The sequence below is a fragment of the Sphingopyxis sp. genome, from assembly GCF_016463645.1.
Lineage (GTDB): Bacteria > Pseudomonadota > Alphaproteobacteria > Sphingomonadales > Sphingomonadaceae > Sphingopyxis.
The window spans coordinates 1-11,958 of the sequence record NZ_JAEMQX010000111.1 but is presented as its reverse complement, the minus strand read 5'-3'; the positions used below and the strand labels follow the sequence as shown (position 1 = coordinate 11,958).

At 65.7% G+C, this 11,958-nt stretch carries 15 protein-coding genes; 8 read left to right on the top strand and 7 right to left on the bottom strand.

What is annotated here, in order from left to right; translation table 11 throughout:
- The 3 genes from JHC57_RS17650 to JHC57_RS17640 all read left to right on the top strand — a co-directional run.
- On the top strand, positions 1-791 hold a 791-nt coding region (locus JHC57_RS17650), incomplete at its 5' end, for a serine hydrolase (protein WP_294031651.1).
- Between the two features lie 49 nt (positions 792-840).
- Positions 841-1,818 carry an NAD(P)-dependent oxidoreductase gene (locus JHC57_RS17645; protein WP_294031650.1) on the top strand — a complete coding sequence of 326 codons (978 nt, stop codon included), beginning with the start codon at positions 841-843 and terminating at the stop codon, positions 1,816-1,818.
- Positions 1,806-2,486 (top strand): glutathione S-transferase family protein, encoded by a 681-nt coding sequence (locus tag JHC57_RS17640; RefSeq protein WP_294031648.1) that lies wholly within the window; start codon positions 1,806-1,808, stop codon positions 2,484-2,486. Before JHC57_RS17645 ends, JHC57_RS17640 begins: the two co-directional genes overlap by 13 nt.
- Here the strand turns inward: JHC57_RS17640 and JHC57_RS17635 are convergent.
- Positions 2,483-3,001, bottom strand: a complete 519-nt coding sequence (locus tag JHC57_RS17635; protein WP_294031646.1) for a sterol desaturase family protein — start codon at positions 2,999-3,001, stop codon at positions 2,483-2,485. The genes JHC57_RS17640 and JHC57_RS17635 overlap by 4 nt on opposite strands.
- A gap of 91 nt (positions 3,002-3,092) precedes the next feature.
- Here JHC57_RS17635 and leuC point away from each other — a divergent pair, with 91 nt between their 5' ends.
- From leuC to JHC57_RS17610, 5 genes are all read left to right on the top strand, one after another.
- Entirely contained in the window at positions 3,093-4,523 is a 1,431-nt protein-coding gene (leuC, locus tag JHC57_RS17630; protein WP_294031645.1) for a 3-isopropylmalate dehydratase large subunit, read from the top strand.
- Positions 4,520-5,110 (top strand): 3-isopropylmalate dehydratase small subunit, encoded by a 591-nt coding sequence (gene leuD, locus JHC57_RS17625; RefSeq protein ID WP_294031643.1) that lies wholly within the window; start codon positions 4,520-4,522, stop codon positions 5,108-5,110. Before leuC ends, leuD begins: the two co-directional genes overlap by 4 nt.
- A gap of 30 nt (positions 5,111-5,140) precedes the next feature.
- Positions 5,141-6,136 (top strand): NADPH:quinone oxidoreductase family protein, encoded by a 996-nt coding sequence (locus tag JHC57_RS17620; protein WP_294031653.1) that lies wholly within the window; start codon positions 5,141-5,143, stop codon positions 6,134-6,136.
- Between the two features lie 65 nt (positions 6,137-6,201).
- Positions 6,202-6,414, top strand: coding sequence for a DUF167 domain-containing protein (locus JHC57_RS17615; protein ID WP_294031641.1), 213 nt, complete (start codon positions 6,202-6,204; stop codon positions 6,412-6,414).
- 70 nt (positions 6,415-6,484) lie between these two features.
- A complete protein-coding gene (locus JHC57_RS17610; protein WP_294031639.1) occupies positions 6,485-6,778 on the top strand; it encodes a hypothetical protein in 294 nt (97 codons plus the stop codon).
- Between the two features lie 24 nt (positions 6,779-6,802).
- Here the strand turns inward: JHC57_RS17610 and sdhA are convergent, their stop codons facing one another.
- From sdhA to JHC57_RS17580, 6 genes are all read right to left on the bottom strand, one after another.
- Positions 6,803-8,617, bottom strand: coding sequence for a succinate dehydrogenase flavoprotein subunit (sdhA, locus tag JHC57_RS17605; RefSeq protein ID WP_294031637.1), 1,815 nt, complete (start codon positions 8,615-8,617; stop codon positions 6,803-6,805).
- A gap of 1 nt (position 8,618) precedes the next feature.
- A complete protein-coding gene (gene sdhD / locus JHC57_RS17600) occupies positions 8,619-9,026 on the bottom strand; it encodes a succinate dehydrogenase, hydrophobic membrane anchor protein (protein WP_294031636.1) in 408 nt (135 codons plus the stop codon).
- On the bottom strand, positions 9,019-9,468 hold the full coding sequence (gene sdhC, locus JHC57_RS17595; RefSeq protein WP_294031635.1) for a succinate dehydrogenase, cytochrome b556 subunit: 450 nt from the start codon (positions 9,466-9,468) through the stop codon (positions 9,019-9,021). The genes sdhD and sdhC overlap by 8 nt, the downstream gene beginning before the upstream one ends.
- A gap of 142 nt (positions 9,469-9,610) precedes the next feature.
- The gene (locus tag JHC57_RS17590) at positions 9,611-10,093 is read right to left on the bottom strand and encodes a hypothetical protein (RefSeq protein WP_294031633.1); all 483 of its coding nucleotides are present in this window, start codon (positions 10,091-10,093) and stop codon (positions 9,611-9,613) included.
- Between the two features lie 68 nt (positions 10,094-10,161).
- The gene (locus JHC57_RS17585) at positions 10,162-10,746 is read right to left on the bottom strand and encodes a TetR/AcrR family transcriptional regulator (protein WP_294031631.1); all 585 of its coding nucleotides are present in this window, start codon (positions 10,744-10,746) and stop codon (positions 10,162-10,164) included.
- A gap of 83 nt (positions 10,747-10,829) precedes the next feature.
- Positions 10,830-11,894 (bottom strand): alpha/beta fold hydrolase, encoded by a 1,065-nt coding sequence (locus tag JHC57_RS17580; protein WP_294031629.1) that lies wholly within the window; start codon positions 11,892-11,894, stop codon positions 10,830-10,832.
- Positions 11,895-11,958: the final 64 nt, after the last annotated feature.

The window sequence follows — 11,958 nt, the reverse complement described above, 5'->3', positions numbered from 1 at the left end:
GCACCGGCCTCACCAAAAACGCCTATGACGAGAAGCTGGAGGAAGGGCAGAGCCCGGAGTTGCTGCGCGCGAGACTTGCGCTTGCGCCGCTGCAATGCGAGCCCGGCACCTGTCACACCTATCAGAATGTCGCCTTCGACGCCGCGAGCGAGATATTGGCGCAGGCCGCTAACGAGCCTTTCGCCAACGCGGTGGAGGACCGGTTCTTCCGCCCGCTGGGTATGGTCAGCGCGGGCTACGGAATGGAGCGGCTGACCGGTGCCAAGGACTGGGCGAAGCCGCACCGCGGCGCGCAGGTCCGCCCGGTCAAGGAAGCCTATTGGCGCGTGCCTGCAGCGGCGGGGGTCGAAAGCGATATCGTCGATTTCGCCAAATGGATGCAGGCGATGATGGGCAAGCGCCCTGATGTGCTGCCGGGTGCGGTTCTGGAACTGGCGCATCGCCCGCGCGTCGGCACGGGCCGACTCTATGGCGGGTCGCTACGGCAGGCGAATAGCGATGCTTCCTACGCGCTCGGCTGGCGCAACTTCACCTATGAGGACTACCGGCTCGCAGGCCATTCGGGCGCCGTTTCAGGCTATCGCGCGACGATGATTTTCGAGCCCGCGACGCGAACCGGCGTCGTCGCGATGTGGAACAGCGACTGGGGCTTTCCCTTCCGCATCCCCTTCGCGGCGATCGACAGCTATCATGGGCGCGCGGATGCGCGCTGGCTCGACCTCGGCGAACTGCCGCCGGTGACGGGCGGCGCGGCGGCGTCCGCACCGGCGAACGTGAGTTTGAAAGAGTAGCAGCCGCTGTGTATCAGGCGCGCGTCGAAGGCCGGGAGGAGAATCATCGATGCGCGTGCTGCTGACCGGATCGTCGGGCTGGCTCGGGCGCACTCTCGCGCCGATGCTCGCCGAAAACGGACATGAAGTGACCGGCCTCGACGTCGTGCCCGGCGCGCATACCGGAGTGATCGGCACCGTCGCCGACCGCACGCTGATCGACCGGGCGATGGGCGAGCATGGTATCGAGGCGATCATCCATGGCGGCGCGCTGCACAAGCCCGACATCGTGCGCTATCCCCGGCAGGCCTTCGTCGACGTCAATGTGACCGGCACGCTGAACCTGATCGAGGCGGCGGTCGCGGCGGGGAACGACCGCTTCCTCTTCACCTCGACCACGTCGCTGATGGTCCGCGCCGACGTTCGCGCGGGCGCGGGCGAGGCTGGGGCGTGGTGGATGGACGAGGATTTCGGCCCGATCGAGCCGCGCAATATCTATGGCATCACCAAGCTCGCCGCCGAGCAGGCGTTGAAGCTGGTCTATCGCGAGCATGGAATCCCGCTGGCGATCCTCCGCACTGGCCGCTTCTTTCCCGAAGAGGACGATACGCATGAGGAACCGGGCGGTCTGAATCTCAAGGCGAACGAGTTCCTCAACCGCCGGCTGACGGTCGAGGATGCCGCCGAGGCGCATCTCGCGGCGCTCGAGGCGGCGCCCCGGATCGGCTGCGACACCTTCATCGTGTCGGCCCCGCCTCCGTTCGCGCGCGAGGAAGCCGAAGAGCTCGCCCGCGACGCGCGCGCGGTGATCGCGCGCCACCACCCCGACGCCGCCGAACTCTATGCCGCGCGGGGCTGGGTGCTTCCCGAGACGATCGACCGCGTCTATGATCCTTCGCGCGCCGAACGCCGCTTCGGCTGGCGCGCGCGGAGCGATTTCGGCAGCGTGCTTGCCGCGCTTCGCGACGGCACCGAACTGCCCTTCGCGCACGATCCCGACTACACCTCCCCCATCGTCCGACAGGAGCGCGAAGCATGTATGTGCTGATCACCGCCAACCGTAATTATTCGAGCTGGTCGCTCCGCCCATGGATGCTGATGAAGGGCCTGGGTATCCCCTTCGACGATCAGATCGAACCCTTCACCAACCCGATCAACTATGACGAGTTCCGCAGCTTTTCGCCGACCGGGCAGGTTCCCGTGCTGCTCGACGACGGACGGACGGTCCATGATTCGCTCGGCATCACGCTCTACCTCGCCGACCGGCACGAGGGTGTCTGGCCGGCCGACCCCGACGCGCGCGCCTGGGCGCAGTGCGCGACGGCCGAAATGCACAGCGGCTTTTCGGCGCTGCGCAACGATTGCACGATGAACGTCGGCGTCCGCGTGACGCCTAAACCACCGTCGGGCGCGCTCCGCCTCGATATCGCGCGCATCCGCGAATTGTTCGGCGAGGGTCTGTCGCGCTTCGGCGGCCCGTATCTCGCAGGTGCGAGCTTTACCGCGGTCGATGCCTTTTTCGCGCCTGTGGCCTTCCGCATCCGCACCTATGGCCTCGACGTCGGAGCCGCGCAGGCGTGGGTCGACCATATGCTCGCGCATCCGGCGATGATCGAATGGGAACGGCAGGCGCTGCTCGAAACATGGCGAGAGGAAAGCCATGAGGCCGAGCTGGCCGCGGCGGGGGTGATTACGGCGGATTATCGGACGGCCTAGTCGGCGAGCGCCTCGCGCACCACGGCAATCCCGGCTTCGCGCTGCGCCTTGAGTTCGGCCTTGAGCTTCGCCGGATCGCGCGCGAACACGAAGCCGAAGCTAACTCCGCCCTCCTTGCCGGTCGTCGCATGGTGGAGCTTGTGCGCCTGTACGAGTCGCTTCGCATAACCGCGTCGCGGTACCCAGCGGAAATAGCGCTGGTGGACGAGGCCGTCGTGCACCAGCGTATAGATGATCCCGTAGAAGAGGATACCGATGCCGATCCACGTCCCCGGCTCCCATGCCGACACGCCCATGATCATCGGGCTGCCGAGGGCGAACATCGAGATGCTCATCGCGGCGCCGACAAGGCCGAACAGGTCGTTCTTTTCCAGCAGCTTGTCGTGCGGTTCGTGGTGGTCGCGGTGCCAGGCCCAGCCGAAGCCATGCATGATATATTTGTGGCTCGCCCAGGCGATGCATTCCATCGCCAGGACGGCGGCAAGGATGAGCACGATGATGGCAGGCGTCGACATGGCCCGGTTATACTCCATCGGGCGCGACCGAAAATTGCGTTTTTGATCGCCACTCGCTTGCAAAGTTATGTGGGCAGCGTAAGTGGGCCGCATGACTCGGCCCCGCACCCTTTACGAGAAAATCTGGGACGCGCATGTCGTCGAACAGCGCCCCGACGGCACCGCCCTGATCTTCATCGACCGCCACCTCGTCCATGAAGTCACCAGCCCGCAGGCGTTCGCCGGGCTTCGCGCGACCGGCCGCACGGTGCGCCGTCCCGACCTGACGCTTGCGGTTCCCGACCATAATGTGCCGACAACGGCGCGCCTCGATGCGGCGGGCAACAAACTGCCGATCGCCGACCCCGAAAGTGCGGCGCAGCTCGCGGCGCTCGAAAGGAACGCACCCGAATTCGGCATCCGCTACATCGACGCGGTGGCGCCCGAACAGGGCATCGTCCATGTCGTCGGGCCCGAGCAGGGCTTTTCGCTTCCCGGGACGACAATCGTCTGCGGCGACAGCCATACCGCCTGCCACGGCGGCATCGGCGCGCTCGCTTTCGGCATCGGGACGAGCGAGGTCGAGCATGTGCTCGCGACGCAGACCTTGCTGCTCCAGCCGTCAAAGACGATGGAAGTGCGCGTCGAGGGCGAAGTCGGCCCCGGCGTGTCGGCGAAGGACATCATCCTCCACATCACCGGCGTCATCGGTGCCGCGGGCGGTACCGGCCATGTCATCGAATATACGGGCAGCGCGATCCGCGCATTGTCGATCGAAGGCCGCCTGACCGTCAGCAACATGGCGATCGAGGGCGGCGCGCGCGCGGGCCTGATCGCGCCCGACGAGACGACGTTCGATTATATCAAGGGGCGGCCCTATGCACCGAAGGGCGCCGATTGGAACGCCGCGATCGCTTACTGGAAAAGCCTCGCGACCGATCCCGGCGCGACATACGACAAGGTCGTGATCATCGACGCCGCCGACATCGCGCCGAGCGTAACTTGGGGCACCAGCCCCGAGGATGTCGTGCCGATCACCGGCGTCGTCCCCGCGCCCGACAGCTTTGCCGATCCGTCGAAGCAGACGGCCGCCGCCAAGTCGCTCGCCTATATGGGGCTCGAGCCGGGGACGCGAATGCAGGACGTGGCCATCGAGAATATCTTCATCGGCAGCTGCACCAACAGCCGCATCGAGGATCTGCGCGCCGCCGCGGCAGTGATCAAGGGTCGCCACAAGGCCGACAATGTCCGCTGGGCGATCGTCGTCCCCGGCTCGGGGCTCGTGAAGGCACAGGCCGAAGCCGAAGGGCTCGACCGCATCTTCACCGACGCGGGGCTCGAATGGCGCGAACCCGGCTGTTCGGCGTGCCTTGCGATGAACCCCGACAAGGTGCCCGCGGGCGAACGCTGTGCCTCGACGAGCAACCGCAATTTCGTCGGCCGCCAAGGTCCCGGTGCGCGCACGCACCTCGTCAGCCCCGCGATGGCGGCGGCGGCGGCTGTGACGGGCAAGCTCACCGATGTGCGGGAGTTGATGGCATGACCCCGCTCGACAAGGTCGAAGGCCGCGCGATCCCGTTCGGGCTCAAGAATGTCGACACCGACGTGATCATCCCCGCGCATTGGCTGAAGACGACGACGCGCGAGGGCATGGGCCGCGGCGCGTTCGAGGCGATCCGCAAGGACCCCGAAAACCTCTTCGACAGCGCCGAATACAAGGGCGCGCCGATCCTGATCGCGGGCGACAATTTCGGTTGCGGGTCGAGCCGCGAGCATGCCGCCTGGGCGCTCGGCGACCTCGGCATCCGCGTCGTGATCGCGCCGAGCTATTCGGACATTTTCTCGGGCAATGCGGTGAAGAACGGCATTCTGCCCGTCGTCCTACCGCAGACGGCGATCGACCGGCTGATGGAGGTCGCGGCGACCGACCCGGTTTTCGTCGACCTCGAGCATCAGACGGTGACGACGCAGTTCCAGGACCGCTTCACCTTCGAGATCGATCCGTTCCGCAAGATGTGTCTGCTCGAAGGACTCGACGAGATTTCCCTGACCGAAAAGAGCGATAGCGCGATCGACGCCTATGAAAAGCAGCTCGACGCCGACCGGCCGTGGATGCGGCCCGCAGCATAAGGCTGACAAAACACCATAGAGGAGAAGATGATGAAGGCTCTCTTGTCGACCGCAACCGGTGGCCCCGAAACTCTGACACTCGGCGAACTGCCGCGCCCGACCGCGGGCAAGGGCCAGATCGTGATCGACGTGAAGGCCTGCGCGGTCAACTTCCCCGACGTGCTGATCATCGAGGATAAATATCAGTTCCGGCCCGAGCGCCCCTTCGCCCCCGGCGGCGAGGTTGCGGGGCTGGTTGCCGAAGTCGGCGAAGGTGTCACGGAGTTCAGGGTGGGCGACCGGGTGATCGCGGGCTGCGGCAATGGCGGAATGTCCGAGGCCGTCGCGGTTTCGGTGCATAATGTCTATCACCTGCCCGAAGCGCACGGCTTCGCCGAAGGTGCCTCCCTGCTGATGACCTATGGCACCAGCATCCACGCGCTGGTCGATCGCGGCCATATTTCGGAAGGCGACACCCTGCTCGTCCTCGGCGCATCGGGCGGTGTCGGCATCGCCGCCGTCGAACTCGGCAAGGCGTTTGGCGCACGCGTCGTCGCGGGTGTATCGAGCGAGGAGAAGGCCGACGTCGCGCGTCAGGCGGGCGCCGACGAGGTCGTCGTCTATGGCCGCCAGCCGTTCGACAAGGACCAGTCGAAGGAGCTTGCGAACAAGTTCAAGGAAGCCGTCGGCCCGAATGGCGCGAACGTCATCTATGATGCGGTCGGCGGCGACTATGCGGAACCCGCGCTGCGCTCGATCGCATGGGAGGGCCGCTACCTCGTCGTCGGCTTCCCCGCGGGCATCCCGCGCCTGCCGCTCAACCTCACCCTGCTCAAGAGCTGCGACGTCGCCGGCGTCTTCTGGGGCGCCTTCGTGATGCGCGAACCCGCGCGCAACCGCGCCAATATCGCGCGCCTGTTCCAGCTATGGGAACAGGGCAAGATCAAGCCGCGCGTCACCGAAAGCTTCGGCCTCGCCGACGGCGGCAAGGCGATCGCCAAGCTCGGCGACCGGACCGCGGTCGGCAAGCTGGTCATCACCATCTGAAGTATCGCCCCGACCCCGCGCTGACCGAGGCGCTGTCCGCGTTCGCCGCATCGGGGCGGATCGAGGTGCGGGTGACGCCCGGTGCGAGCCGCGACGATGTCCGCATCGTCGATGATATCGTCCAGATCCGCGTCACCTCGCCCCCTGCCGACGGCGCGGCGAACGAGGCGGTGCTGCGTCTGCTCGCCGCGGCGCTCCGCCGCCCACCGCGCGATCTGACGCTGCTTCGCGGCGCCACGGCACGCATCAAGCTGATCGGAATTGCGACGAACCGATAGCGGAGGGTTAACCCTTTGGCAGGGGCTTTTCGCTACGGTGGCAGCAGGACTAGCTGGGCCAGGGTGGATCATGGCAAAACGCCGTTCGGCACGCGCAGAAGAAGACGCGAGTATCGCGAACATTTCGCGTACCCGCCGCGCGCAGCTTGTCGCCGAGTTCGAGGGCGAGCTGGGGATCGACTACAAGGAGCGCGCCAAGGCGGCCGAGGCCGAGCGCCGCTGGATCGCCCGCAAGACCTTCATTGTCTGGACGATCGCGCTGATGTTCTTCGCCATCGCGTGCCAGAAACTCTGGATCATGGGCGAGGACGTCGATGTGCCCTTTTCCGATATCAACCCGGTGCGCAGCCTGTTCGGCGATTAGGCCCGGCCACCTGCCCGGCGCGGATCAATAGACCCGCGCCTTCGGCTTGATATATTCGACGTCGTCCGACAGCGTATATTCGTGGACCGGGCGGTAATCGAGGCGGACACCGCCGCCCTTGCCGCCCCAGCCGTCGAACCACGCTATCGTGTGCTTCATCCAGTTCGCATCGTCGCGGTTCGGGAAATCCTCGTGCGCGTGGGCGCCACGGCTTTCCTTGCGGTTGAATGCCGAATGCATCGTCACCGTCGCCTGACTGATCAGATTGTCGAGTTCGAGCGTTTCGATCAGGTCGGTATTCCAGATCAGGCTGCGGTCGGTGACATGGACGTCGTTCATCCGCTGATAGGTTTTGGTGAGCTTTTCCTTGCCCTCCGCCATCAGCTCGTCGGTGCGGAACACGGCGGCATGCTGCGACATCGCGCGCTGCATCTCGGTCCGGATTGCCGCGGTCGGCGAGCCGCCATCGGCATTACGGAAATGGTCGAGGCGCGCGAGCGCGAGGTCGGCGCTGTCCTTGGGCAGCGGCTGCTGCGCTGCGCCCGGGGTCAGGATTTCCTTCAGGCGATGCCCGGTCGCGCGGCCGAACACCACGAGGTCGATGAGGCTGTTCGAACCCAGACGGTTCGCGCCATGGACCGACACGCACGCGGCTTCGCCGACCGCGAACAGGCCGGGGACGACCGTATCGGGGCCATCCTTGCCCAAGGTCACGACTTCGCCGTGATAGTTACAGGGGATGCCGCCCATATTGTAATGGACCGTCGGCACGACGGGGAGCGGCTGACGCGTCAGGTCGACGCCCGCGAATATCTTGCCGCTCTCGGTGATCCCGGGCAGGCGCTCGGCGAGCACCGCGGGATCGATATGATCGAGGTGCAGGTAGATATGGTCGTTGTGCGGGCCGACGCCGCGGCCTTCGCGGATTTCGAGCGCCATCGAGCGCGACACCACGTCGCGCGACGCGAGATCCTTCGCCGACGGGGCATAGCGTTCCATGAAACGCTCGCCTTCGCTGTTGGTGAGGTACCCGCCCTCGCCGCGCGCACCCTCGGTGATGAGCACGCCCGCGCCATAGATGCCGGTCGGGTGGAACTGGACGAATTCCATATCCTGCAGCGGCAGGCCGGCGCGCAGCACCATGCCGCCGCCGTCGCCGGTGCAGGTATGCGCCGAGGTCGCGGTGAAATAGCAGCGGCCGTAACCGCCGGTCGCGAGGACAACAGCCTGCGAACGGAAGCGGTGGATGCTGCCATCCTCCATGCACAGCGCGATCACGCCACGGCAGACCTTGCCGTCAGGGCCGTCTTCCATGATCAGGTCGAGGGCGAAATATTCGATGAAGAAGTCCGCGTCATATTTCAGCGACTGCTGATAGAGCGCGTGAAGCATCGCGTGGCCGGTGCGGTCGGCTGCGGCGCAGGTGCGCTGCACCGGGGGACCCTCGCCCATGTTCTGCATGTGACCGCCGAACGGACGCTGGTAGATGGTGCCATCCTGGTTGCGGCTGAACGGCACGCCGGCATGTTCGAGTTCGTAGACCGCGTTCGGCGCTTCGCGCACCATATATTCGATCGCATCCTGGTCGCCGAGCCAGTCGGAGCCCTTGACGGTGTCGTACATGTGCCACTGCCAATGGTCGGGCGAATTATTGCCGAGAGAGGCGGCGATGCCGCCCTGCGCCGCGACGGTGTGGCTGCGCGTCGGGAACACTTTGGTGATGCACGCGGTCTTGAGGCCCGCTTCGGCGCTGCCCATCGTCGCACGCAGACCCGAGCCGCCGGCGCCGACGACGACGGTGTCATAGATATGGTCGATGATCTTGTAGGCGTCGGTCATCTTACATGCCCCCCGGAGCAAGCCCGGCGGCGGGCGCAAGCGCGATGCGGACGATGGCAAAAATCCCGTAGGCGGCGCCACCGATCGCGTAGAAGTTCAAAAGGACGAGCGACAGGATCCTGGTCGCCTCGCCGTGGACATAGTCCTCGATCATCACCTGCAGCCCGAGCCGCAGGTGCCAGAAGACGCTGGCGACCATCAGGATCAGCGCGAGGGCGACGCTCGGGTTCGATGCCCAGCGCAGCACTGCGGCGTGATCCGTCAGCGGCAGGCGGAACATCGAGACGACGAACCAGGTGACGAGCAGGATGTTGCCGAGCGCGGTCAGGCGCTGCTGGATCCAGTGGTGCGAGCCATGGTGCGACGAGCCGAGCCCGCGCACGCGGCCGAGACGCGTTCCGTTACCCATTGAGCGCCTCCGCAAAGACAGTGAGCCAGACCGCCACGGTCGCGGCGATCGCACCGACGAAGATGAGGATCGACCAGAGCTTGTTGGTCTTGAGTTCGTACCCCGCACCGGTGTCGAGCACGAAGTGGCGAAGGCCCGAGAAGAGATGCTGGAAGAAGGCCCAGGTCAGTCCGATCACGACAACCTTGCCAAGGATATTGGTGACTTGGTGGAAGGTGCCAATCTCGGGGCTGGGGTCGTGCCACACGCAGGCGACGAACGCCGCATAGGCATCGGGTCCCGCGGCAAGCGCGCCGAGCCACCAGAGGAACATGAGGCCGCCGACGATCGCGAGACCGTCACCGCTGACGCGGTGAAAGATCGAGACCGCCATCGCGGGGGTCCATTTATACACCTGTAGATGCGGAGAGCGCGGACGCGCGCCCGGTTGATTGCCAGCCATATCAGCCCTGTCCTGACTCTAAACGGTCGATGCGGTGCCGGTAAGCCCTCCTGCCACGATATGCAATTGCTTAGGAGCCCAGGCGATCAAATCCTTTCGGCGGGCGGCGCGGCAATGCCCGTAACGGCCGGCCTTCACCGCCTCAGGCTTCGCGATCCCGTCGCCGCAGCCGGATGACCTGCGCAGCCACGCCGACGACCAGAATGGCAAGAAGCGTTCCTTGCGCTCCCAGCAACAGCGGCGAGTCCAGCCGGGTCACGAACGGATGGCCGTCGGGAACGCGGCGCAGCACCTCGGTCACGGTCGGCAGCATCAGCAGAAACGCGGTGATGCTGAGACAGACGGTTTCGGCGATCAGCTTGACGCTCCGGGCCCCGGGCAGGCGATCGAGGCCATAGCCCGCGAACAACAGTATGAGGGTGATCCCGCCGATCGCATAGCTTACCGGCTGGCGCGAGATCAGGAACACTGACGCGGCGCCGATGACCATGAAGATGAAATAGGCGGCGCCGCTTCGCGACCGGGGCACGATCCGCCCGTGACGCAGAAACATATAGGCGGCCAGCGGAATGGCGGGGAGGCTGCCAAGCGTATGCACCCAGCCGAGCGTCGAGATTCCGAACATTGCTTTTCCTTTTCAAAGTCTACCTTCTGATTGGTAGGCAAAATGGTGTGAACCGTCCTGCGGCGAGATCAGGTTTCGGTGCTCAGTCGCCCGAGGAGGGGCGCAAGCGCCGTGCCGAACATCGCGGGCTCGCCAAAGGCCCGCGCCGACAACATGGCACCGTGCACGGTGGCCATGAACAGCTCCGCTTCTGCCTGTGGCGGCGCAGCGAGGCGGATCCGGCCCATTTCCCGGCCGCGCTCCAGCACGGCAGCAAGCCAGGCGGACAGGGCACGAAAATGGGCCCGGACCTCGGACGCCACGGGGTCGGGAAGAACGGGTATCTCGCTGGCCAGCAGCGCGCAGATGCAGATCGGAGCGCTTCCGTCGGCAATGCAGGATTGCCAGTAGCCCGTATAGGCACGGAGCTGATCGACGGGGTCGGGGCGATGGCTCCCGATCGCTGCGAGCCCCGCCTGCGCCGCTTCGCGGTAGCGCGCGACGAGGGTGCGAACGAGGTCGGCCTTGGCCGGAAAATGGTGATGAATGCTCGCCTTGCGGATCCCGACCACCCCCGCAATGTCGGCGTAGCTGAAACCATTATACCCGCCAGTCACGATCAGCGATTGCGCGCAGGCGAGGATTGCTTCGGATGTACCACGCATATTGCTCATATCGGACACCTACCTTCTAGTAGGTAGTATGTCAACCGAGCGGCCGATCGCCCCGTTTGCCTGTGCCTAGCCTGTCGCAATATTCAGTTTGCGACGAGCCCTTGCCGCGCAAGCCAGCTCGCAAGAAGGGCGAGATATTCCTCCGAATCCGGCCGCTCGGTCCCGTCATGCTTCGGGTCGAGCGAGATCGTCCGATCGACGGACATCGCCATCGCATGGTCGGCGCCGGCGATGCTGTGCACCTCCATATTCGGCATTTGCGCCGCGATGGCTTGCAGACGATCGAGCGATATGGCGACCGGCACGACCGCGTCGTCGGCGCCGTAGAGAACGAGCGTCGGAACCGTGACCGCCGACAGATTCTTCAGCGGATCATTCTCGATCTCGCGGCGCCATCCCGAAACCGCACGGTCGCGCACGGTTTCGCCCATGTAGGTATATTTGAACCATGGCTGCGCCTTCGCGGCGTCGATCATCTTCTGCGCCGCCTCGCGGCTGCCCGATCCGCGCATATAATCGTCGACCGCCTTGCGCGTCGCGGTCATCTGATCGATCTCGGCCCGCGAATGACCGTTGGCGACGAGATGATTGGTCGAGGAGAAGAGCATCTGCACGTCCGCCGTGACGACGGGCGCCGACACGGCGATCACGAACGCGATGTCGGGACTGCGCGATGCGGCGAGCGGTCCGATCCAGCCGCCCTGGCTCAATCCCCATATGCCGACGCGCTTCGGATCGATACGCGGATCGGCCTTCAGGCTCTGCACCGCAGCGATCGCATCGTCGGCGAGCAAAGTGAAGTCGCCTCCGGCCGTCTTCGTACCCGACTGGCCCGATCCGCGCCGGTCATAAGCGAAGACGGCAATACCGAGCGCCGGCAGCGCGGTCTTGAGATGGTCGTAGAGCGATGCCGAGCGCAGCGGCGACGACGCGCTGTGCGCGACGACGACCGCCGCCACCGGCGCGCGGCGCGCCGGCATATGGAGCGTCCCCGACAGCCGCGTATCGCCGTTCTCGAAACCGCGCTCCTCGGTCACGACTTTCGTCGTCGCCGGCGCGCTCCATGGCAGGGACTGCGATGCGGCAACCGCCGACGGAAACGATGCGAATCCCGCAACAAGCGCCAGAAGACCCGCGATCAGACGCATCGAACGATCTCCTGCCCCGGTCAACGCCCGGCGACTTGCCTCACTTGATCTTGCCGCGGTTCGC